Source organism: Clostridium sp. AM46-21 (genome assembly GCF_003480025.1).
Lineage (GTDB): Bacteria > Bacillota > Clostridia > Lachnospirales > Lachnospiraceae > Coprococcus > Coprococcus ammoniilyticus.
On the sequence record NZ_QUIB01000006.1, the window covers coordinates 125,224 to 150,094 of the forward strand.

A 24,871-nucleotide genomic window follows, 5' to 3' on the forward strand; every position below is an offset into this window, starting at 1 on the left:
TATTTACTCCTTTTAAACCATCCATATTCTAGCATTAACTGGAACATGATTCAAGAAAAGTAAACAATTCTTTCTCTTTTTGAAATTTAATACCATTTATGATCCTGTTTTTTAGAATGTTGTCCAGATCCTTGATCCGGATATCTGTAAATTCATACAAACTGCCATTTGCTGTAAAAACCGCTACATATCCATTTAATTCATTTACCAGAAAACGATACGACTCCGCCGCCACCTGTGTGGAAGCATCTTCGGACAACGATCGTTCTCCGGTTGTCGTTCCATATGTTGGTGTTTTTTCTTCTGATGTTTTTTCTTCTGATGTTTTTTCTTCTGAAATTGGATCGTATTGAATCTCTTGTCGTTTGCCGGATCGTCCTTTGCCTGTTATTGTTTCTACGGCATATGAATCATCCGAAAAGCTGTCAGTTTTCTGGTATATCGTATAGGAACAGCAAAAAGCAAGCAAAAACAGAATGAGCATCCCACCAAGAATCAATAAAATTTTTTCACAGATAATCACCTCTTATCATGATTATCTGCACATCCATCAGATCTATGCAAAAAACAGGCTGGTAATTATTAGCTTTTACCTGCCTGTTTTCCTTTTTTCTTATATATTTATTTGCTTATTCCCATGTTACGCTGTCAGCTTTGTCTTTTTCAAATACTGTCACCCATGTTTTTCCAGGATTCAGCTTTAATTCATTGCCATCCTCTGTATAATACTTTGTGATCGCATTTTCAGATGATTTTTTCCATGTTACAGGAACGATCACTCCATTGGATGCATAAAGTCCGGTTCCTTCACCAACCAGATCAAGCTGCTGTCTGTCATGATCATCAATGCTTGTATAATGAGCAAACTGGATCAGGACATTTTCATACTTAAGCTGATCACCTGTATTTCCATCTGTCTGTTCTCCGCCATACTGGAATCTGTAGTAGAGGCCATCATCTGCATGATATTCAAACCAAGGTGTTGTGTAATTGCTGATCGGAGTTGTAATCTTTTCTGCCTTTTCGCCGCCAGCAGGAGCTGTGATCTCTTCATTAAATGAGAACACACTCTTGAAACTATCGCTATGCTTTGTTTCATATCCTTTTTGTTCGATGCCGGCTTTGATCTTTTCTGTATCTGTAAATACATTATGTGGTGATACCCTGTCAGATGCTCTGTAGTATGTTACTCCACCTTCTGAACTTAAGCCACTCAGATTATTGATTCCTGAGCTTGAAAGTTTTTCCTCACCCTGTGGGGACTGACCGTAATGCATATAGATTGCATCATATTCCATAGCAACGGTTACATAATATGGACGGCAGCTTCTGATTGATCCAAGTTTTTCAAGATTGGAATAATCGTTAAAAATACCAAGCAGTCTGGTAATTCCACCTTCTACCTTCATCTCATAAACGATATCTGCTTTACCTATATCGCACTGTGGCATAGCGTCAGAAATATTATTTAACATAACTGCGATCGGACGACCGTACTCTTCCGTCCGGTCTGTAACCCATTCGCCAGTCAGGTCGTTATATACGCCCTCATGCTGTACTTCTGTTGCTGCCTCTGTGGTAGCTTCTGTTGTTGCTTCTGTCGTTGTGGTTTCTGTGGTTGCTTCTGTTGATGTCTCTTTCTTACCACATCCCATAACACCAAGTGATAAAACTCCTAATGCTGCTAAAGCAATTGCATATTTAGTTTTCTTCATAATCCCTTGTGTATCCTTTCTCATTAAGTATTTGTTCCTGAAGATCTTCCATCTGTTTGCGTTCTTCTTCATCTATATGATCATAACCAAATAAATGAAGCATACTGTGTGCAACCAGAAATGCCAGTTCTCTGGTGTTCGAGTGATTGTAACTCTTTGCCTGTTCATATACTCGATCCATGGAAATAATAATATCTCCAAGCATCAGTTCTCCTGATTCCGGATTAAAATAATCACAGGTATCCCCGTCTACAACACTAAAATCTCCGGGTTCCTTATAATCAATCAGAGGAAATGACAGCACATCTGTAGGTGCATCGATATTTCTCTGACAATTATTGATAGTCTGTATGCCCGAATTATCTGTGAGCAATACATAAATCTCACATTCATAAGGACATTTTATAAAATTCAGAGCCTGTCCGATCACTGTTTCGATCACATGTTCATAATCAGGGATCTGGATTTCTCCATATTCATTTTCTATATTTAATGACATTGTATTTCTTACCTTTTTCTTTTATTATTTCGGCTCTCTCCGTATCGTCTGCCATCGTTTTGGTTACGATTTTCCTGCTCCGAACGCTGTTTTTTCTGCCTGTTCTGCTTCTCCTCGTAAACCTCATATGCATTTACGATCTTCTGTACCAGCGGATGTCTTACAACATCAAGACTTGTCAGATGGCAGACACTGATTTCTTCGATATTTTTGATAACGGTCAAAGCTACTTCCAGTCCCGATCTTGTCTCAAACGGAAGGTCCTTCTGGGAAAGGTCACCGGTAATGATTGCTTTCGATCCAAAACCAATACGGGTTAAGAACATCTTCATCTGTGCCGGTGTTGTATTCTGTGCCTCGTCCAGTACAATATAAGCATTGTCCAGTGTACGTCCCCGCATATATGCAAGTGGTGCTACTTCAATCAGACCTTTTTCCATATTCTTGGCAAAGGACTCCGGTCCCATGATCTCATATAATGCATCATAAAGCGGTCTTAAATAAGGATCGACCTTGCTCTGCAAATCTCCCGGAAGAAATCCAAGCTTTTCGCCAGCTTCAATTGCCGGACGTGTCAAAATGATCCGGTTTACTTCACCATTCTTAAAAGCAGTGATCGCTTTTGCCATTGCAAGATATGTTTTACCGGTTCCGGCAGGACCTACACCGAATACGATCATGGATTTATCGATTGCATTTACATATGCCTTCTGTCCATGTGTTTTTGGTTTGATCGGTTTGCCATTGATCGTGTGACATATGATATCCCGATCCAGATCAGCAATATTTTCCTGTGTTTCCTGAGGATGATCCTTAGACATGGCGATCGTATAATCAACCTTCTGTTCATCGATCGCAGTGCCTCTGGCTGCAACTGCAAATAACTGGATCAGTACATGAACCGCCTGCTCCACGTCTTTTTCTTCTCCTGAAACCTTCAGCTTATCATCGCGCAGGATCATAGAAACATGAAATGCTTTTTCTATTTTTTTTGCATGTACATCAAATTGTCCAAATACATTCTGAACGTATTCGGATATAACTGTAATTGATTTGCTGAATTCACTCAAGCGTCTGTTCCTCACTTATAATCTGTAATTCATGCGGAATCCCGATCAACTGTCTTACGGTTATATCTCCTTCCGCAAGACATTCATCTCCGCTATTCGTTATTTTAACATTATTTTCTATTATTTGCACCCCTTTTTCTTGCAAATTGCCAATATAACGACTTAATTTTTCTTTTACTGACGCAGCCGCCGCTTCCATGGATACTGTTTCTTTTTTTAACCGGTACTCCTTTATTGTGTATGCTTCTATCTGAAATGGCAGGTAAAAATTCTTACCTATATGAAGCCGGTTCGTATCACTGAACAAATCATATGCTTCGAAAGAGCATTTTGGTACATAAGGGGTAAGGCTGTACTGAAATGCACCAAAGGAATAATAGCTCTTTTCATTTCCTGTATATTCTTTGGAATAGCAGGATAACGGAACTGTATCTTTGTAATGATATACACAGATTCCATATACAGTTCCTTCTGCAGATACATAATTTGTATCCAGAACTTCATTATTATCATCATACAGATAAACTGCACCAGAGATCAGGATATCGCCTTTTTTCACATCATCTCCCGCCTTTACTACCGGTGTTCCGGATGCTGTTACGATCTCCGTGATCGTACAGTTCTGTGAAGCAATGATGTTGCATGGTTTTTTCATGGAGGTATCCGTAAATACATTCAATGTTTCCGTGATCTCCACCGACAGCTTTGTTCCCGTAAGCGCACATGATATCCAGGCGATATCTTCAAAGTCTTTCCGGAGATTTTTCTCCAGCTCTGCGCAGTCTACTTTTGACTTTGGAGTTCCGGTCTGCACATAATATTCATTGATATGTTGTAGTATCTCATCCGATGTATAATCTGATTCACCGGAAACGGAAATTTCCCATATAAATAACGATTGAATATAGATCAGAACAGCAAACAAGATAAACCCAGCCACAAACGGAATTCTTTTTTTATTTTTTCGAATAAACTCGCGAATACCATATACTCTTAGAACCTCTACATCACTTCCTGTTTTCCGTGCAGGTTCTTCCAATCGTGCTATATCCTTTGAAGCAGTAAAAAAGAATATTTCATCTTCTTTCTGCGCCAGATTCCAAAGTTTAATATCTCTGGCTTTGCACAGATTTACAAAACGGTTGATATGAATGCCGCGAAGATGAATTTTTGCAAATCCATACAGATACCTTAATATAATATCAAACATCCGGTTTCCCCCTTCTATGTACACAATATTATTCATAATTGATATATAGAATGTTGCCTGATATCTTCAGTTCTTCCGGACAATAATATTCAATTTTCAGGCAAATTCCATTTATAGATATGGTATTCTTTTTTGTTTTTACAAGGATCCGGGTATCCGAACAGGATATAATACATTTATAGTTTTCAATATAGATAATGTGATTATCATGAATTGTGATTTTGGATGAACTTTTTTTAATGTCCGGTGTGACATCCGGCACATCATATAGACTGTTATGATTAAATGGAAGCTGCATGATCTGATACCCAACTGACTTTATATCTATACTATGTGTGAATCAGATCAGATATACCTCCAAATGCAAAAATGCTTAAAGTTAAAGCTCCCCAGGCAAAGATCATTGCAAGAATGTTTATTGCGTTTTTCATCTTCTTACGCCGCACCATCATACCTAATTGTTTCGCATACATTTTATATATTCTTTTTTTGCGTAAGTGAGCCAAGCACAGATTTTCGTGTAAACAGTTTTACGCACCTGATAGGAAAATCCTATCAGGTATCGCGGCAGTCGCCCCTTTTGCGTTCGTAAGAACACAAATGTTCTTACACCGCCCCATCTCGCCTATCGGCTCGATGCCGCTCATTCGCCAAATACAGATTTTCGTGTAAACACGAAATCTGTATTTGGCTCATTACGCAAAAAAAGAGTACCGATTGCTCGGTACTCAAAAAATCATATTTACTAATCCAAACTATAGATTATTTATATTTGCGCTTTCTAGCTGCCTCTGATTTCTTTTTACGTCTAACGCTTGGCTTTTCGTAATGTTCTCTCTTACGAATCTCCTGCTGGATACCAGCCTTCGCACAATTTCTCTTGAATCTGCGAAGAGCGCTATCTAATGTTTCGTTTTCTTTAACTATTACATTTGACATTCTCTCACCTGACCTCCCTCCAGTTGTGTACTATGCTAATAAAATAACAACTGTTTGGGTATTATTTAAGCACGAAGTCAATTATAACATATATTATTGAAACGTCAACAAAAAATTTTATTATTTTCTATTTTTAGGCATTTAACTGTTCTTTGGCTATTTCTACTGCTTTTGCAAGTGCATCTGCAATACCGGCAGGATTCTTTCCCCCGGCCTGAGCCATGTTTGGACGACCACCGCCGCCACCGCCTACAAGTGCTGCAGACGCTTTGATAATATTTCCTGCATGTGCTCCCTTCTTTACAGCATCGTCTGTTGCCATAGCGATCAGATTTACCTTACCATCCTTTGCGGAAGCAAGAACAACAACCGATGTTCCAAGCTTGTTCTTGAAATCATCTCCCAGATTACGAAGTGCATTCATATCTGTATCTTCTACGCTGGTAGCAAGAACCTTTACGCCATTTACATCTACTGCATCAGCAAGTGCATCTCCGGCAGAATTCTTTGCCAGCTTATCCTTTAACTTGGAGTTTTCAGATGTAAGAGCTTTGATCTCAGCGAGCATTGTCTCGATCTTTTCAGCCAGCTTTGCAGGTTCAGCTTTTGCTGCCTTTGCCGCTGCTTTTAATTCATCTTCCATCTCTTTATAATAATTAAATGCGCCAACAGAAGTCAGTGCTTCGATTCTTCTTACTCCGGCAGCAACACCCATTTCAGAGATGATCTTAAATGTACCGATCACACCGGTATTTGGAACATGAGTACCACCACAGAACTCAACAGAGAAGTCATCCATAGATACAACTCGAACCTTCTCGCCGTACTTGTCACCAAACAATGCCATAGCACCTGTCCTCTTGGCATCTTCAATACTCATAACCTCTGTCTTAACCTTAAGATCTTTATCGATCTGTTCATTTACGATTGCTTCCACCTTGGCGATCTCTTCAGGAGTCATAGCCTGGAAATGTGTAAAGTCGAATCTTAAACGGTCTTCTGATACATATGAACCAGCCTGTTCTACATGATCACCAAGAACCATCTTTAAGGCTTTCTGGAGCAGATGTGTTGCGGAGTGGTTCTTACAGATCAGTGCACGTCTGTCTGCTGTTACAGAAAGCTTCGCTGTGCTTCCATTCTTTAATTCGCCAGATTCAACATAGCCAAGATGTGCGATCTTATCACCGGCAACCTTGATCGTATCTTTAACAATGAAACGTCCGCTCTCTGTCTCGATCACACCAGTATCACCGATCTGACCACCCATAGTAGCATAAAATGGTGTCTCTGCTGTGATGATCGAACCGTTTGTGCCTTCGGAAATAACATCAACCAGTTCGGATGTTACCTGATCGCCCTCTTTATATTCTGCTGTTATGGCAATGACATCGGAAGATGCTTCTACCTTGTCATAACCGATGAACTTACTTGTAAGAGCTGTATCGATATCTTCATAAATAGTTGAATCTGCTCCCATGTAGTTTGATACTTTTCTTGATTTACGAGCAGTCTCTCTCTGCTTGTCCATAGCCTTATTAAAGCCTTCCGTATCAACCTCGATTCCCTTTTCTTCCAGAATCTCTTTTGTCAGATCAAGAGGGAAACCATAGGTATCATATAACTTAAATGCATTTTCGCCATTTAATACTTTTTTGCCGCTGTTATTTAACTCCTCAACGAAGCCGTTCAGAATTGATAATCCCTGATCGATCGTCTTATTGAAGTTTTCTTCTTCTGTATTGATACAGGTAAAGATATGTGCTTTCTTTTCTTCCAGCTCCGGATATGCATCCTTAGAAACTTCGATTACTGTCTTTGAAAGTTCTGCAAGGAATCTGCCTTCGATACCAAGTAATCTGCCATGTCTTGCTGCACGACGGAGAAGACGTCTTAATACATAACCTCGTCCTTCATTTGATGGAAGGATACCGTCAGATGCCATAAAGGTAACAGAACGGATATGATCAGTAATAACACGGATCGAGACATCTGTCTTCTCGTCTTCCATGTATTTCACGCCAGCCATCTCACATACTTTATCACGCAATGCTTTGATCGTATCAACGTCAAAGATGGAATCTACATCCTGAACAATAACAGCCAGACGCTCCAGTCCCATACCGGTATCGATATTCTTCTGAACCAGTTCTGTATAATTGTTATGGCCGTCATTTTCAAACTGGGTAAATACGTTGTTCCATACTTCCATGTAACGGTCACAGTCACAACCTACTGTACAGCCGGGCTTACCGCATCCGTACTTTTCGCCTCTGTCATAATAGATTTCGGAACATGGACCACAAGGACCTGCGCCATGCTCCCAGAAGTTATCTTCTTTCCCAAAACGGAAAATTCTCTCCGATGCAATCCCGATCTCTTTATTCCAAATATCAAATGCTTCGTCATCATCCTCGTAGATAGATGGATATAAACGGTTCTCATCTAAGCCTACAACCTTGGTCAGGAACTCCCATGACCATGAAATTGCTTCATGCTTGAAGTAATCGCCGAATGAGAAGTTACCTAACATTTCAAAGAATGTACCATGTCTTGCAGTCTTACCTACATTTTCGATATCACCGGTACGGATACACTTCTGGCAGGTGGTCACACGTCTTCTTGGAGGGATCTCCTGTCCTGTAAAGTAAGGCTTTAATGGTGCCATACCTGAGTTGATCAATAACAAACTATTATCATTATGTGGAATCAGTGAGAAGCTGTTCATCTTCAGATGTCCCTTGCTCTCAAAAAATTCCAGAAACATTTTTCTTAACTGATTTACGCCATATTTTTCCACTGTTTTCTCCTCCTACCTTCTATCAGCCAGTTCTTTGGTAATATCAGTCCAACTGACACCTCTTTCAACCATAAGAACCATAAGGTGATACAGGAAATCTGATATCTCATATTTTATTTCATCTGAATCAGGATTCTTGGCAGCAATTACAATCTCTGTTGCCTCTTCGCCAACCTTTTTCAGTATTTTGTCAATTCCTTTGTCAAACAGATAATTTGTATAGGAACCTTCCTTTGGATGATTTCTTCTGTCAACGATAATATCGTATTCTTCTTCAAATACCTTTAACGGATTGGTATTATCGTATTCCTTCTTAACCAGATCCGTAAAGAAACAGGTCGGGCTGCCGGTATGACAGGCTGCACCGATCTGGGAAACCTCTGCAAGCAGGGTATCTTTATCACAGTCTAATTTTAATGATTTTAAGAACTGGAAATGACCGGATGTCTCACCCTTTGTCCAAAGCTCCTGTCTGCTTCTGCTGTAATATGTCATTCTGCCGGTTGCGATCGTCTTTTCAAAGGATTCCTTATTCATATATGCCATCATAAGAACTTCCCCGGTCTTATAATGCTGTGTGATACATGGAATCAGCCCGTCAGAATTCAGCTTGAATTCATCAAAGGATACTGCACTTTCAAATGTATTAACCGGAATGCCTTCTTTTCTGCATTCCTGCTTTATCTCCATTATATCCATTTGTTTCAGATTATATAAAGAAATGGATTCAGCATTTGTCTTTTCAAGCATCTCACAGATTGCTTCCCCATTTGTTGAATAGGTGGAAACAATAACAGGAAGTGCTACACGGTTTTTGATCTCATTTACGATATCCATATATTCAGGAACCATATTATTATGTAATAACAGGAGCTCACCCGCTCCGAGTTCCTTAAGCTGCTCTGCATAGGCTACAGGCTCTTTACATTCGCTCAGGTCAATCGTTACGATGATACGTTCTGAACCAAAACGGTCAGCGGCTTCCGTTACAAGCTCCGGTGTATTTAATGCTGCTGATTTCATACAAACCTTGGAAGCACCTGCATATAACATCTTCTTGATATCTTCCAGTCTTCTTACTCCACCACATGCGATCAATGGAATATCGACATTCTTGCAGATCTCCTTGATAACTGCAATATTCGCTTCTCTGCCTTCCTTTGTTGCTTTACTGTCAAAATATGCAATCTCATCTGCACCGGCATCATTATAGAACTTTGCCATTTCAAGTGCATTCTCAAGATCCAGACATGGAATAATTTTCTTATAACTCATAGTACCTCCTTAAAGTGAACCTTTGGTAGATAACACTTTACCATTTAATCTGTCGTCTATAGAAGTTGCTTCATCTAAAGCTTTTGCAAATGCCTTAAAAGCTGCTTCGATGATATGATGGTCATTGGAACCGGAGAACTGCTTCAGGTTCAGATTCATCTCCGCACCATAGGATACTGCATAGAAGAATTCCTTTACCATCTGTGTATCAAAATATCCAACCCGCTCTGTTGTCAGGTTCAGATCATAAACAAGATATGGTCTTCCGGAAAGGTCGATCGCACACATAACAAGCGTTTCATCCATAGGAAGAAAGAAATTACCGAATCGCTTAATGGATTTTTTATCTCCAAGCGCACCTTTGATCGCTTTTCCGAGAACAATTCCCGTATCTTCTATCGTATGATGACAATCCACATACAGATCACCCTTTACGGTCAAATTCAGATCAAAAAATCCGTGCTTGGCAAAGCTTGTCAGCATATGATCGAAAAATCCGATACCGGTATCGATCTTTGCATCTCCCTTTCCATCCAGATTTAATTCCAGAACAATATCTGTCTCGCTGGTTTTTCTTGTGCATTTTACTGCTCTATCCGCCATATCTTTTCTCCCTTGTTTTTATACATTTTTCTTCCGATACTTTGGCAACTACAAGCACAGGCGGACTGATAATACAGACGCCTGTGCAATCTTGGTTTCATATTATACCACTATTCAAATCTTACTGCAATAGAATTAGCATGTGCTGTAAGTTGCTCTGATTTTGCAAAGCTTTCAATGTCTTCATGTACTTCTTCAAGAGCTTCTCTGGAATAATAGATGATGCTTGATTTCTTAATGAAGTCATCCACACTTAACGGGGAGAAGAACTTCGCTGTTCCGTTTGTTGGAAGTACATGGTTCGGTCCGGCAAAATAATCACCCAGTGGTTCGGACGAATATTCACCGATGAAGATCGCACCGGCATTCTTGATCCTTGTCATAACATCAAATGGATTTGCAGTTACAATCTCCAGATGTTCGGAAGCAATTGCATTTGCTGCTTCAACCGCATCTGCCATATTATCAGCTAATAAGATATAGCCGTATGTATCAATGGATTTGCGAATGATCTCTTTTCTGGATAATACCTTTATAAATTCATCGACCTGAGCTGATACCTTTTCGGCAAGTTCTTTTGAAGTTGTGATCAGAATGGCGGATGCCATCTCATCATGCTCTGCCTGTGATAACAGATCGGCTGCAACATATCTTGGATTTGCTGTCTCATCTGCAATTACAAGGATTTCGGATGGACCTGCGATCGAATCGATGCTGACATGTCCGTATACCGCACGTTTTGCAAGTGCAACGAAGATATTTCCGGGTCCTACGATCTTATCAACCTTTGGAATGGATTCCGTTCCATATGCAAGAGCCGCGATTGCCTGTGCGCCGCCTGCCTTGTAGATAGCAGTCGCACCGGCTTCATTTGCTGCAACCAGTGTAGTCGCATATACTTCACCCTCGCTGTTACAAGGAGTGGTCATTATAATATTTTTAACACCTGCTACCTTTGCAGGCATAATGTTCATCAATACGGAAGATGGATACACAGCTTTTCCACCCGGTACATATACTCCGACAGATTCCAATGCTGTTACCTTCTGTCCAAGCATGATACCCTTCGGATCAGAATCAAACCAACTGTACTGACGCTGTTTTTCGTGATAGGTGCGAATGTTTTCTTTTGCTTTTCTGATAACCTCGATCAGTTTCTCATCTACCTGTGTATAAGCATATTCAATCTCTTCTTTTGTAACCAGAACATTTCCGGCGTTGATATCTGCTTTATCAAACTGCTTGGTATATCCAAATAATGCCTCGTCTCCACGATCTCTGACATCATTTACGATCTTCTCTACTGTATCTGCATAAGATCCGAAATTGCTTGGGCTTCTTTTTAACAGATCCTTTAAAATGTTCTTTCTGGTTTCTTCCGTCAGATTTACAATTCTCATTTTTATGCCTCCTTATTAATCAACGAATTTAAATCAGCAAGCAGCTTTCTGATTCTCTCATTTTCCATCTTTAAGCTTACCTGATTTACAACCATTCTTGCAGATAACGGACAAACTTCTTCTAAAACTTCCAGTCCGTTTTCACGAAGAGTACTTCCAGTCTCAACGATATCAACGATCACCTCTGATAAGCCAACGATCGGCGCAAGCTCGACCGAACCGTTTAATTTGATGATCTCAACCGTCTGGTTCTTCTGATTATTAAAATAATCTTTTGCAATATTCGGATATTTGCTGGCAACACGGATGATCTCATTTTTCTTCAATAATTCTTTTGCTTTATGAGGACCACAGACACACATCCGGCATTTACCGAATCCGAGATCCATTACCTCGTACAGGTTTCTGCCTTCTTCTAATATCGTATCCTTACCAACTACACCGATATCTGCTGCACCGTATTCTACATAGGTTGGTACATCTGTTGCCTTTGAAAGGAAGAACTTCAGCTTCATTTCTTCATTCACAAAGATCAGCTTTCTGGTATCCGGGTCTTTCATTTCATCGCAGGTAATTCCTATCTGTTCAAGCAATGCAAGGGTTTTCTTTGCAAGTCTGCCCTTTGCAAGTGCAAATGTTAAATATCTCATTGATTTATCTCTCCAATCTATCCATCGATCAAATTCTAATTTTGAATTTCTTTCTGTTTTTGTCCGCTTATTTCAAGGATGCGATAGCCACCTCGTTCTCATCACCGGACACAAGATCAAATACCTTGACCGTATCACTGTTTTCAAAATAAAACAGTCCGGAAAAATGCTCTCTTTTTGCATATTCCAGATAATCTTCCACTGACTTTCTGACAGATTTGCGTATCAATTCAATCTTCTTATCATTCTGGCGCAGACTCTTACCAAGACTGATCGCGGGCTCCTGATTCTCGATATCATAGAGAATGATCGTATTCGAATATTCAACCGAAACCTCGATATTCTGTCTGGACAGTGCCATGATCAGTTCTTCTACGGTAAATGCAAAACCAATAGACGGTGCATCTTTGCCAAACTGCTTTAACAGGTTATTATATCGGCCACCCTTTACAACTGCATCTCCGGTTCCGTAGGTATATCCGCGGAAGATCACGCCGGTATAATAGTTATAACCATTTAACATACTGAGATCAAAGCCGATATATTTGTCATATCCATAACAGCATAATGCCTTATAGATTCTCTGTAATCTGTGAACAGCTGCAAGTGATACCGGATTTGTAACCAGCTTTTCTGCTTGCTCTAACATGGATTCTCCACCGAATAAAGAGTCAAATGCAAGAAAGGCTTTCTTTAAAACAGGACTCAGATCCAGTTTCTTCAGATATTCCTCCAAACCAAAGAAGTTCTTAATATTGATGTATTCCTTGATCTGAAGTTCTTCGGCTTCTGTAATTCCGGCTTCTGCAACGATTCCCTTAAAGTAATCGATCTGTCCGATCTCGATCTGGAACTCGTCGATTCCAAGCGCCTTAAAAGAATCAACAACAGTTGCAATGATCTCTGCATCTGCTGCAGAAGAATCATCATTTATAAGCTCAGCACCGATCTGTGTAACTTCCTTTAATTTTCCCTGCAATTTTCTTGGGTTTGAATATGTATTTCCTGTATAGCACAGACGGATCGGAAGCTGTTCATCCTTGTAATATTTTGCTACACATCTTGCAATACTAGGTGTGATATCCGGGCGTAATACCAGCGTATTATTATCACGGTCAAAGAACTTGTACATTTCATTTGACGGTGCAGATCCCTTATCACGGTTAAATATATCAAAATACTCAAATGTAGGTGTCTCTATATCATGATAGCTGTATAACTCCAGAGTATGATGCAGCTTCTCAATAATCTTTCTTTTCTTTTTACATTCTACATCATAGGTGTCTCTTACTCCGTCCGGAGTCTGTAACAGTTTATCCTGCATCTCTTTTCCTCCTTTTATCCATGCCTATTTGCTTTATCGTATTAAAGTGATAACACGATAATTAGTTATTTCAACAATGTGCTCATTATAGGTGAGACGTTGGCATTTGTCAAGATTTTTCCTGATCCTTTATGCTCTTAACTGCAAATCTTTATCGAGAAGCTCCAGATAATGAACCAGTGCTCCATTTTTTGCATGAATAAAGAAATCCGGATTCAGTTCTTCATATTTGAAATTCTTTGCATGTCCCTCGTTCACGCGATCCATATAAGTCTTTAATTCCGAAAAACGTAAATAGTAATATTTGTTTCTATGCGTAAAAAATATGATCAGGAAGCTGACTCCCTGCTGTTCCTCATACTCTTTCATAAAATGATACTGATGCTCATGTATATTCTGTAAAGAAAACGTATCAACCGCACATTCCTTCGCGTCAAAGCATATCGGAATGCCCTGTACGACACCGATGTAATCGACCGTAGAATCTTTTTCAAAATACGCCAGCGTGATCTGGCTGCTGTCTTTATCCATACGGATCGGTTTGATCGGAGTCGGGATCTTCTGGACAACTGCCAGTTTCTTTTCCCGATAATATTCATTTGTATAATTGATCAGTTCCTCAAGTGAGGAACCACGAAGTCCTCTGGAATTCCAAGTTGCCATCCGATTCTGCCTCTTTATCTTTTATCCGATTCTGCTTTTATCAAAGTTATTTTCCAAATTACCTAAATAAATCTTTTTCGATCGTCCGAAACGGTTCCGGAAGAAATGCCGAATACTCTTTTCCGCCCAGATAAGAAAGCGGACCGTCTGTTTCTTTAAATATAATGTTTCCGCAATGAAGAAGCTGGTGCTTTACATGATAAGCATCTGCAAAATACCGGTTCACTACAGGTATGCCATACTTTGTATCGCCGACTACCGGATATCCCAGATGCTTTAACTGTGCACGGATCTGATGAGACTTACCCGTAATAAGCTCAACCTTTACCAATGTATAATCATCATTTTTTTTAACCGGATAAAAGATTGAATGAATTTCTTCACTCTTGCCCTGGTCCCATGGGTAATCTGATATCCGAACTATATTTTTTGCATTATCCTTCTGTAAATAACAGGTACTGTCAAGCTTCTGTGTCACACGTCCCCGTACAAGTGTATAATAATATTTATGTAATAAATGTTCTCTTATAATTCTGGATAATTCCTGACTTCCGGTAAGACTCACCCCACAAAGAATGAGTCCGGATGTATTGCGGTCTAAACGATTGCATACAGACGGACGATAAGTTCTCAGTTCTTCAGTTGTGATATGCCCACTATCAAGCAGATAGTCGATCAATGCTTCATTAAAAGAGTAATCATCTTTTGATGCCTTCTGTGACAGGACGCCAGTCGGTTTGTCTGCGATCAGAATATTTTCATCCAAATAGATGATCTCAACCGGAATCTTCTTTTTAGAGGAAGTGCTGTGTGTTTCACTGACATCTTCCCTGAAATTGGCGATCGTTTCATCAGACATATAGATCTGGATCGTATCTCCGATATAGACATATTCGTTTCCTTCTATTTTCTTATTGTTCAATTTGATGTTTTTCTTTCGTATCATCTTATAAACAAAGCTTGACGGTGCCTTATTCAGATATTTTAAAAGAAATTTGTTCACACGCTGTCCTGCTTCGTTCTGCGATATAATGATCTCTTTCATGTCCGGCTCCTATACACCAAGTTCAAATAATTTTTCACGCATAGACTGATCCTTTACCAGATAATCTTCATCCGGTTCTTTGATCGTTTCCGCTTTCTTTATAAATTCATCCACGGTTAACGCTGTAACGATAACATATGGTTTCTTTATCATTTCAAAGGAACGTGCAATTTCTTTTTTCAGGAATTCCACATCCGGAATCTTCTTGTCAAATGCTTTCTGATATAAGAATAACATTCTGCCATCCCGCACGATCACGGCAGGGAAAAACAACATTCCTTCATATCGACTGAGCGAGATATCATACAGGATGCCGTCCCGGTTCTCATAATGGATCCCTTTTTCTATCTTCTTGTGTTCTTCCTCTGTTAAAGGCTTGAATTTGGAACACATGATAAGTGCTACGATCTGTTTGGCAAATGGCAGGCTGATCAATATCGGAAGTATGATGATCAAGGTTTTTGTTGTTTTAAACATGGCAAGCGAAAGAATTACTCCTGTCAGGATCATAACACCAAGTATAATAATACTGGTTATGATCTTTTTCTTATGTTTTTTTATATATCCATACTGTCCTTTTTCCATTGTTTTTGTCCTGTTCTGTTTTTATTATAATGTTCTTCATACCCCGGCAAATCTCTGTATTTAACGGATATCTGTCTCTATTTGATCATGGAAACGATCCAGTCATTCGGCAGCAGCTTTGTTACAACCTTAAACGTTTTCATCGTTATGCTGTAGGTAGATTCTGTCTTCAGGTAATACGCATCAAATAACGCCCGTTTTACCACATTCTTTGCTTCTACACGGAACAATCTTTTAAATGCCTTTGTATGGGAATATTTCTCGGCAACATCAAAAAACTCTGTATTGACCGGTCCCGGACATACTGCTGTCACTGTAATACCTCTGTCCTCCAATTCTTTATTTAATGCTTTTGAAAAGCTTCTAACCATGGATTTTGTTGCTGCATATACAGCAAAGGATGGCTGTGGCAGATATGCCGCTGATGATGCAATATTAATGATATTGCTCTGTTCTTTCATATATGGCAGAGTAATCTTCGTCATGGCAACTAAAGCCTTACAGTTAACATCGATCATTCCGGTAAGTTCTTCGCATACAACATCTTCTACATGTCCCATAATGCCATATCCTGCTGCATTCACCAGAACACGTACCCATGGATGTTCCTTTGCAAGCATCTTCTTATAGGCTTCAAGATCTTTCTGCTTTGTGATATCCAGCGGGAGAACAATAATCTTCTTGCCTTCAATCTCTCTTTCTAAGGCATACAAGCGTTCTGCACGCCTGGCGATCACCCATATCTCGTCGATTGTCTTATATTTTTCACTGATCTGAACAACAAACTCTCTGCCCAGTCCGGAAGAAGCTCCGGTAACGACTGCTATTTTACTCATGACATCATCCTCCATCCAGATAAATACTTATTCTTTAACGTTCCGTTTGTATTTTTTGCCCATCCAAGCGGATATCCGTCCACCAGAACAAGCACATATCCATTTTTAATTTTCTGATCCGATGCTTCGATCGTCTCGCCTTTCAGATATCTTAAAACACGGTCATCTGAAGAAGTCAGATTTACTTCATTATCAAACTGTCCTTGTTTCAGATACATAGCAAGTGACTGGCTCGGTTCAAACCGGTTCTTCTTGATCTCACCAAGGAACAATCCCTGTCTTAACATCCGAAGCCCGGATACATCCGGCATATGTTCTGCCATATAATACAGTCTTCCTTTATTTTCCTCAATATATGCAGACCGGATCCCGGCATCCGATGAAACGTGCACAAGGAATTCTTCTGCATTTTTATCCGGCTTACAGCCTCTGTGTATCCATGACTGAAATACCTGTGTCTGTTCTGCCTCTTTTTTATGAATAAGTGCAACAAAATGCCCTTCCCCTTCGATATGATGCGGCCATAATCTTGCACATTTTTCAAGTTCTGCATTTTCGGTCTTTCCCCACGCAGGATTTCCATTGCAAAAGCCCGGATACTTCGGAACTTCGACTAATTCTAATGTATCATCCAGTGATAAAAGATATTCGATTGACTGTTCATTTTCTTCCGGAGAAAACGTACAGGTCGAATACAGCATGGTTCCACCCGGTTTTAACATTTTTACAACTTCATTTAAGATTCCACGCTGTAAACCGGCAAATAACTCAACACCATTGTTTTCCCACGCTGTTACCATTGACTGGGATTTACGGAACATTCCTTCACCGGAGCAAGGAGCATCTATCAAAATTTTATCAAAGGTCTGATAGAATTTTGTGCTCAGCTTATTCGGAGCTTCACTTACCACACACATATTACCGATCCCGAATAATTCCAGATTTTTTAATAATGCCTTAGCTCTGGAATTACTGATATCATTTGAGATCAGGAACCCGGTGCCATGAAGTTTTGCTGCAAGCTCGGTTGATTTACCTCCCGGTGCTGCACAGATATCAAGAACCACATCCCCATCTTCAACAGGAAGAATACTCGCCGGTGCCATCGCACTCGGTTCCTGAATATAATAAAGACCTGCATAATAATATGGATGTTTGGATGGTGTACATGCTTTATTATCATAATAAAAACCATTTGTTGTCCATGGTACAGGCTTTAATTCAAATGGAGAGATCTTTAAGAAATCTTCAACACTGATTTTATTTGTATTCACACGAAGTCCATGATGCATGCCCTGATCCAGACAATTCATATATGCTTCATATTCGTCTCCTAATTGTGTCTTTATCCTGTTTGTAAATGACTCCGGTAAGTTCATAATCTATAACCCCTGTGCTTTGTATCCTTCTGCGATAATATCAAGCTGTTTGGAAAAATCCTCCAGCTTTTCCAGATCATCCTTCTGGTAAATATCATAAAATTCATTCTGTATCTTCACAACCTCACGCTGGTTGCCTACATAATACAAATTCTGAATATTTGTTAAAATGTCTGCAACGATAGATGCCTTATAATTAAACGAATTCTGTGCATCCATAATCTCACCCCGGACAGATGACATTTCCTGATCCAGCGCCACAGTTGCATTTGCTGCATTTAACAGTTTTTTCCGGATATGTTCCGGCATATTATGACGATACTTATACTGAAGGGAATGCTCTATCGTTGCCCAGAAATCCATCGCCATTGTACGGATCTGAATCTCTGCCTGAATCGTCTGAAGCCCTTTAATCGTATATACATCATAATTTAATATAATATGAAAACTTCTGTACCCACTTGTTTTTGCATTCGTGATATAGTCTTTTTCTTCCCGGATTGACATATCCCTGCGATTCCTTATGATCTCTACAACCTTGTAAATATCTTCTTCGAACTGGCACATGATACGGATTCCGGCGATATCATCCATCTCTTCCACAATATGATCCATCGGAATATGTTTCTTTTGCATCTTATCCAAAATACTTGAAATTCTTTTTACACGTCCGGTTACATTCTCAATTGGAGAATACAGTCCCTGACTTCGATAATCTTTTATAATATGCTTAAATTTCAAGAGCAGTTCATCTACAGCCTGCTCATACGGAGATAATATCTCTTTCCATAATTGTATTTCCACGAATAAAATGCCTCCTGCCAATTCTAACTATTCATCATCATGGGATACTCTGGTATAAAGGAAATTATATTCATCTACACCATCCTGATACTCCGGATAAAGCTCATATAATTCTTTCGCAAGTTCATAAGCCTTATCATAGTTCTGGATCTTTTCATAATAACTGATCTCCTGCAAACGCAACTCTTTCTGGAAGGTATTATCGCTTGCAAGTCCATTATTAATATACCCATATGCATTGTCCATCTCACCGATACTGATATAATAAGCGGCATACTGGGCATACAGATATGAATTATATCCATATTTATCTATGTATTTTTCATAATTCCCAAACATATGCTCTGCATCATTCATAGATGCATAACAGGTTCCTATATACAGATATAATTCCGGATAATCCTTTACATACTGCTCCAGAACCGGGAGTGCCCCGGCATAATTGCTGTCCGAAAAGTCAGCCAATGCCTGGGCGATCTCCTTCATTTTACCGACATTCTTTTTATCTGCAGATGTCTGTTGTAAAATAGTATCATATTCTTCTACCGCTTTATCATAATCAGCGGTCTTCATATAAATATCTGCCATATACAGTCTGGTATTCTTGTCTTTATTCTGAGAAAAGATCTGTTTTTCAGAAAGTGCATCGGCAAACCGGTCAAGTGCCTTATCGTATTCTGCATTCTGATAAAATGCCAGTCCTTCATCAAAATAGCGGTCCTTATGCGATATGATCTTTGATAATATTACAACAGCCGCAAAAACAATGACCAGACAGGTGACTAAAAAGAAAAACACTTTGCCAAAATCTATATTGGATTTTCTTTTTCTGTGTCTTCTACGATTTCTTCCTGCCATAGCAATAAACTCCTGATTAGTGATGGAATAAACGGATTCCTGTAAATACCATTACCATTCCATATTTATCACATGCTTCGATTACAAGATCATCTCTGACAGATCCACCCGGCTGAGCAATGTATGCAACACCACTCTTCTTAGCACGTTCAATGTTATCTGAGAATGGGAAAAATGCATCAGAACCAAGTGTAACATTCTGATTTCCGGCAAGCCATGCTTTCTTTTCTTCTGCTGTGAATACTTCCGGCTTTACCTTGAAACGCTTCTGCCATTCGCCATCACGGAGAACATCCTCATATTCATCACCCATATATACATCGATCGCATTATCTCTGTCTGCACGTCCAAGGCCATCAACAAACTGAAGCCCCATAACCTGAGGAGACTGACGAAGCCACCAGTTATCTGCCTTCTGACCGGCAAGTCTTGTACAGTGGATTCTGGACTGCTGACCGGCCCCGATACCGATTGCCTGCCCGCCCTTTACATAGCATACAGAATTAGACTGTGTGTATTTTAATGTGATCAGTGCAATCTTCATATCGATAAGAGCTTCTTCCGGTATATTTTTATTCTCTGTTACAATATTGGATAAAAGATCCTTATCGATATTCAGTTCATTTCTTCCCTGCTCAAATGTAATTCCAAATACCTGTTTGCGTTCAATCTCAGCAGGAACATAATTCTCATCGATCTGGATAATATTATAATTACCTTTCTTCTTCTTCAGAAGAAGCTCCATAGCTTCGTCTGTATACCCGGGAGCAATTACACCATCTGATACTTCACGCTTAATGAGACGGGCTGTATCTGCATCGCAGACATCTGACAATGCAATGAAATCACCAAAGGATGACATACGGTCTGCGCCTCTGGCTCTTGCATATGCACATGCAAGCGGTGACAGTTCACCAAGATCATCTACCCAGTAGATCTTTGCAAGTGTATCTGTAAGAGGAAGTCCTACCGCTGCACCTGCCGGTGATACATGCTTAAAAGATGTAGCTGCAGGAAGTCCGGTTGCTGCCTTTAATTCTTTAACAAGCTGCCAGCCATTAAATGCATCCAGAAAATTTATGTAGCCCGGCTTACCATTTAATACGGTAACCGGAAGATCACTTCCATCTTCCATGTAGATTCTTGATGGCTTCTGATTTGGATTGCATCCGTATTTTAATTGAATTTCGTTCATTCTGTATTTCCTCCCGATTCATGATGATTATTTATTCTTGTTGATGATTCTTGTCTCATACTTTCCTGTTGCGATATCAATATATCTGACAAACAAAGATACCTTATTATCTTCATTCAGGCTTTCCCATACCATATTTGCAAATGTATCGATATCACCTGATATACCAACTAACTTCGGTTCTCCCTCAAAACTTGGAAGTGGATTGTCATCATGCATATATGTATGAATAAAATGTCCTTCTCCGTTTGCTGGATTCTCATATGAAAATGTATATCGGTTGCATGCCGATGGATTTCCGTTATTGCTCTTTAAGATAGACATTGCATAGTCATACTGTCCGCCTTCGATATGCATAACTCCGGAAATTCTCGGTGTATAGTTTGGACCGTCCGGTTCAAACTCGCGGCATCTCAGTGACTGTTCAAATGTAAGCTCTTTATCCATTCCATCAAAGATCGTATCGGTCTGATCACCATTTGTTACAATCGTCCGGTTGCCAAGAACCCGAACCGGTGCGTAAATGATAAGACTCGGATCCTCAAGCTTGGATGGATCAAATGCTTCTGTACGGATTCCTTCGCCCTCTGTAACAAATACACGATTTCTGGAATTCACACTTCTACCCATGATAAAGTATGCAGTAACTGCCTTTGTTCCGTCTTCCGAACGTCCGATCACGATTCCTCTGCCGGGATAAGAATTACCCTTAAGTTCCTCTGATAATGATAACATTTTCATTTGTAAACCTCCGTTTAGTAAATTAGTCAATTCATGTACCCATTTATCTGGTCGCTGTCTTTCATCTTATAATAATATGCTTTCTTTTGCAAGCGTTTTGGACTGCATTCTTATCTACTGAAACTGGCGGATTGCCTGGATCAGCTCGGATTTTGGAACTGCTCCCACGATTTTCTTTATAACTTCTCCATCTTTATATAATAAAAATGTCGGAATTGATACAACCTTGTTTGCAAGTGCAAGTTCCTGATTCTCATCTACATCTACCTTGCATACCTTTACCTCTGGAAATTCGTCAGCCAATTCTTCAACGATCGGTGCAACCATTCTGCATGGTCCGCACCAGGTGGCCCAGAAATCAACCAGCGTAAGTCCCTTTGCCTTTAAAACCTGATCTTCATATTCTTTTTCATTTAAATGTGTAACTGCCATAGTAAAAACCTCCAATTCGTCATTCGTTAATTATACAGACATCTCAATCATCTTACATCTGTACTTTCAAAAAACATTTCTGACAAGTAAGTGCTCTTGTATTATAGTATACATTCATTTTCCTCTATCATACATTTATTTGTCAACTCATTTCACGGAGTTTTAATAAATATCTACATTTGTCATCTTGTCTGTCAATTCTATGAACGCCAGCCGGCAGACAGGAATTTATATAAATCTGATTTCTGTATAATAACCGATACACAAAATGCGCGCTGCCACAAAGGGAAGCGCGCATCGTATTGTATGTGTATTATATGTTAGCCTTTATAATTATGCATTTAAGAATTCTTTGCTTGTCTTGACCTTCTTGTTTGGATCCGGACGGAATAACAGGAAGAAGAAAGCAACGATGATCAGGATTGCAACAACAGTGCCGATACCGAATGAACATGCACCTGTGAAGAGTCCTGCAATTCTGTAAACAACAAGGGATACAAGGTATGCAAAACCACACTGATATCCGATTGCAAACCAGAACCATTTTGCACTGTTCATCTCTCTCTTAATAGCACCCATTGCTGCGAAACATGGAGCACAGAGTAAGTTGAATACGAGGAATGAGAAACCACTTGCTGTTGTGAATGCTTTTGCAAGCTCGCTGTATACAGTGCCTTCCCCACCACCATAAAGGATACCCATAGTACCAACGATGTTTTCCTTAGCAACAAGGCCCGTAATAGATGCAACAGTTGCCTGCCAGTCGCCCCATCCCTGTGGCTTGAAGATCCAGCAGATTGCTCCACCGATCTTAGCTAAGATACTGTGGTCGATCTGATCTTCTGAAAGCATCTGGAATTTACCATCCAGAATACCGAAGTATGTTGTGAACCATACAAGGATTGTTGAGAGGAGGATGATGGTACCGGCCTTCTTAATGAATGACCAGCCACGCTCCCACATACTTCTTAATACAGAACCGATTGTCGGGATATGGTAAGGAGGTAACTCCATAACGAATGGAGCAGGATCTCCTGCGAACATCTTTGTCTTCTTTAAGATAATACCGGAGCAGATAATTGCTGCAATACCGATAAAGTAAGCACTTGTAGCAACCAGTGAAGATCCACCGAAAATCGCACCTGCGATCATAGCGATAAACGGAACCTTAGCACCACAAGGAATAAATGTTGTTGTCATAACTGTCATACGACGATCTTTTTCATTTTCAATTGTACGAGATGCCATTATACCAGGAACACCACAACCTACACCTACAAGAATAGGAATGAAGGACTTTCCCGAAAGGCCGAATTTTCTGAAGATACGGTCCATGATGAATGCGATACGTGCCATGTAGCCACAGTACTCAAGGATTGCAAGTAAGATGAACAATACAAGCATCTGAGGTACAAATCCAAGTACAGCACCAACACCGGCGATTATACCGTCAAGGATCAGTCCCTTTAACCAGTCTGCACATCCGATCTTATCAAGACCTCTTTCCGCAAGATCAGGAATGGACGGAACAAACACACCATAATCAGCAGGATCGATCTCTGCCATTTCTGTCTTGTTGAAGTATTCTACTGCATCTAAATAAGACATAGCATTTGTCTTATCTTTTTTTGCACCGGCAGGTACTTCTGAATAATATACATCGATATCGTAAGTATCAAGAGTTTCTTCATCTTCCATCTGATACTTCACACTTGCTTCTGTATTTGTATTTGCTTCGATCGCTGCCTTTGTTGCATCAACATCTACAGCATCTTCATCATCTGTTACAAGTACGCCATATGCATCAAGTGCATTTGATGCTGCATCATAATCACCGGATGCTTCTTTATAATCTTTGCTTCCGATACCGAATAAATGGAAACCGTCACCAAACAGATTATCATTTGTCCAGTCTGTGCACCATGCACCGACGGTTGACATTGCGATATAATAAACCAGCCACATTACAACGATAAAGATCGGAAGTGCAAGGATACGGTTTGTAACGATCTTATCGATCTTATCTGAAGTTGTAAGCTTTTCGCCCTTTGCATTCTTCTTTACACACTTTCCAATGATAGATGAGATATATGCATATCTCTCACTGGTGATAATACTCTCTGTATCATCATCAAATTTGTCTTCCAATGCTTTAATCTCGTCTTTACAATCCGGAACACTGTCCATCTGTTCTGCAATCTTTGTATCTTTTTCAAGAAGCTTGATCGCAAAGAATCTCTTTTTTCTTTCTTCAACTGTAGCTTTGCACTTACGCTGTCAATTGCATCTTCAACAGCCTGATCGAGCTATGTACACGCTTATTCTGTACTTTCTTCTGTGCTGCTGCGACTGCTTTTTCTTTTACTTCATCAATTCCAGTACCCTTTAATGCCGAGATCTCTACAACCTCGCACCCAAGTGCATTGCTCAGGTTCTTGATATCGATCTTGTCACCATTCTTCTTTACAAGATCCATCATGTTAACTGCCATAATAACCGGGATCCCCAACTCGATCAACTGTGTTGATAAGTACAGATTTCTTTCGATGTTCGTACCATCAATAATATTGATGATCGCATCCGGATATTCCTTGATCAGATAGTTTCTGGCAACAACTTCCTCTAATGTATATGGAGAAAGTGAATAAATACCGGGAAGGTCAGTGATGATAATATCTTTGTGACCCTTTAATTTTCCTTCTTTTTTCTCTACTGTTACACCAGGCCAGTTACCTACATACTGGTTTGAACCTGTAAGTGCGTTAAATAATGTTGTCTTTCCACTGTTTGGATTACCTGCCAACGCTATTTTAACTGACATTTTTATGCTCCTTCCTTTTTGTCTGTC

Annotated in this window: 22 protein-coding genes and 1 pseudogene; all 23 read right to left on the minus strand. The window is 39.8% G+C overall.

The features are described 5' to 3' along the window. Positions 1–34 precede the first annotated feature (34 nt). On the minus strand, positions 35–469 hold the full coding sequence (locus tag DW959_RS05875) for a hypothetical protein (RefSeq protein WP_147353068.1): 435 nt from the start codon (positions 467–469) through the stop codon (positions 35–37). A 160-nt stretch (positions 470–629) separates the two neighbouring features. Beyond that, positions 630–1,715: a DUF3048 domain-containing protein gene (locus DW959_RS05880; protein WP_117807572.1), complete on the minus strand. Its 1,086-nt coding sequence runs from the start codon at positions 1,713–1,715 to the stop codon at positions 630–632. Next, the gene (gene ybeY, locus DW959_RS05885; RefSeq protein ID WP_118615640.1) at positions 1,702–2,214 is read right to left on the minus strand and encodes an rRNA maturation RNase YbeY; all 513 of its coding nucleotides are present in this window, start codon (positions 2,212–2,214) and stop codon (positions 1,702–1,704) included. The genes DW959_RS05880 and ybeY overlap by 14 nt, the downstream gene beginning before the upstream one ends. A gap of 8 nt (positions 2,215–2,222) precedes the next feature. Then, on the minus strand, positions 2,223–3,284 hold the full coding sequence (locus tag DW959_RS05890; RefSeq protein ID WP_118615642.1) for a PhoH family protein: 1,062 nt from the start codon (positions 3,282–3,284) through the stop codon (positions 2,223–2,225). Next, positions 3,277–4,494, minus strand: coding sequence for a sporulation protein YqfD (locus DW959_RS05895; RefSeq protein ID WP_182430058.1), 1,218 nt, complete (start codon positions 4,492–4,494; stop codon positions 3,277–3,279). The genes DW959_RS05890 and DW959_RS05895 overlap by 8 nt, the downstream gene beginning before the upstream one ends. Before the next feature lie 762 nt (positions 4,495–5,256). Then, entirely contained in the window at positions 5,257–5,433 is a 177-nt protein-coding gene (gene rpsU / locus DW959_RS05905; protein WP_008400815.1) for a 30S ribosomal protein S21, read from the minus strand. A gap of 133 nt (positions 5,434–5,566) precedes the next feature. After that, positions 5,567–8,200, minus strand: a complete 2,634-nt coding sequence (alaS, locus tag DW959_RS05910; protein ID WP_347475330.1) for an alanine--tRNA ligase — start codon at positions 8,198–8,200, stop codon at positions 5,567–5,569. Between the two features lie 45 nt (positions 8,201–8,245). Continuing rightward, entirely contained in the window at positions 8,246–9,508 is a 1,263-nt protein-coding gene (gene hisIE, locus DW959_RS05915) for a bifunctional phosphoribosyl-AMP cyclohydrolase/phosphoribosyl-ATP diphosphatase HisIE (protein ID WP_008400812.1), read from the minus strand. 9 nt (positions 9,509–9,517) lie between these two features. Continuing rightward, positions 9,518–10,111 (minus strand): imidazoleglycerol-phosphate dehydratase HisB, encoded by a 594-nt coding sequence (gene hisB / locus DW959_RS05920; protein ID WP_117784862.1) that lies wholly within the window; start codon positions 10,109–10,111, stop codon positions 9,518–9,520. Positions 10,112–10,221: 110 nt separating this feature from the next. After that, positions 10,222–11,511, minus strand: coding sequence for a histidinol dehydrogenase (gene hisD / locus DW959_RS05925; protein WP_021943840.1), 1,290 nt, complete (start codon positions 11,509–11,511; stop codon positions 10,222–10,224). Between the two features lie 2 nt (positions 11,512–11,513). Continuing rightward, a complete protein-coding gene (hisG, locus tag DW959_RS05930; RefSeq protein WP_021943839.1) occupies positions 11,514–12,161 on the minus strand; it encodes an ATP phosphoribosyltransferase in 648 nt (215 codons plus the stop codon). 67 nt (positions 12,162–12,228) lie between these two features. Beyond that, positions 12,229–13,485, minus strand: a complete 1,257-nt coding sequence (gene hisZ, locus DW959_RS05935; RefSeq protein ID WP_117784865.1) for an ATP phosphoribosyltransferase regulatory subunit — start codon at positions 13,483–13,485, stop codon at positions 12,229–12,231. A gap of 129 nt (positions 13,486–13,614) precedes the next feature. Continuing rightward, positions 13,615–14,148 (minus strand): Holliday junction resolvase RecU, encoded by a 534-nt coding sequence (locus tag DW959_RS05940; protein WP_008400805.1) that lies wholly within the window; start codon positions 14,146–14,148, stop codon positions 13,615–13,617. A 58-nt stretch (positions 14,149–14,206) separates the two neighbouring features. Then, the gene (locus DW959_RS05945; RefSeq protein ID WP_118615648.1) at positions 14,207–15,193 is read right to left on the minus strand and encodes an RluA family pseudouridine synthase; all 987 of its coding nucleotides are present in this window, start codon (positions 15,191–15,193) and stop codon (positions 14,207–14,209) included. Positions 15,194–15,202: 9 nt separating this feature from the next. Then, positions 15,203–15,778, minus strand: coding sequence for a hypothetical protein (locus tag DW959_RS05950; protein ID WP_117784866.1), 576 nt, complete (start codon positions 15,776–15,778; stop codon positions 15,203–15,205). A gap of 77 nt (positions 15,779–15,855) precedes the next feature. Beyond that, positions 15,856–16,614, minus strand: a complete 759-nt coding sequence (locus DW959_RS05955; RefSeq protein WP_243023350.1) for an SDR family NAD(P)-dependent oxidoreductase — start codon at positions 16,612–16,614, stop codon at positions 15,856–15,858. Beyond that, positions 16,611–17,993: an RsmB/NOP family class I SAM-dependent RNA methyltransferase gene (locus tag DW959_RS05960; RefSeq protein WP_118615652.1), complete on the minus strand. Its 1,383-nt coding sequence runs from the start codon at positions 17,991–17,993 to the stop codon at positions 16,611–16,613. The genes DW959_RS05955 and DW959_RS05960 overlap by 4 nt, the downstream gene beginning before the upstream one ends. A gap of 3 nt (positions 17,994–17,996) precedes the next feature. Then, on the minus strand, positions 17,997–18,797 hold the full coding sequence (locus DW959_RS05965) for a GTP pyrophosphokinase family protein (protein ID WP_117784869.1): 801 nt from the start codon (positions 18,795–18,797) through the stop codon (positions 17,997–17,999). Between the two features lie 27 nt (positions 18,798–18,824). Further along, positions 18,825–19,655 (minus strand): tetratricopeptide repeat protein, encoded by an 831-nt coding sequence (locus DW959_RS05970; RefSeq protein ID WP_118615654.1) that lies wholly within the window; start codon positions 19,653–19,655, stop codon positions 18,825–18,827. 16 nt (positions 19,656–19,671) lie between these two features. Beyond that, positions 19,672–20,850, minus strand: a complete 1,179-nt coding sequence (locus tag DW959_RS05975; RefSeq protein ID WP_117822641.1) for a phosphoribosylaminoimidazolecarboxamide formyltransferase — start codon at positions 20,848–20,850, stop codon at positions 19,672–19,674. Positions 20,851–20,877: 27 nt separating this feature from the next. Next, positions 20,878–21,591 carry an IMP cyclohydrolase gene (locus DW959_RS05980; RefSeq protein WP_117822642.1) on the minus strand — a complete coding sequence of 238 codons (714 nt, stop codon included), beginning with the start codon at positions 21,589–21,591 and terminating at the stop codon, positions 20,878–20,880. Between the two features lie 114 nt (positions 21,592–21,705). Continuing rightward, on the minus strand, positions 21,706–22,023 hold the full coding sequence (gene trxA, locus DW959_RS05985; RefSeq protein WP_117822644.1) for a thioredoxin: 318 nt from the start codon (positions 22,021–22,023) through the stop codon (positions 21,706–21,708). 333 nt (positions 22,024–22,356) lie between these two features. Beyond that, positions 22,357–24,844: pseudogene (locus tag DW959_RS05990) on the minus strand (ferrous iron transporter B). Between the last annotated feature and the right edge of the window lie 27 nt (positions 24,845–24,871).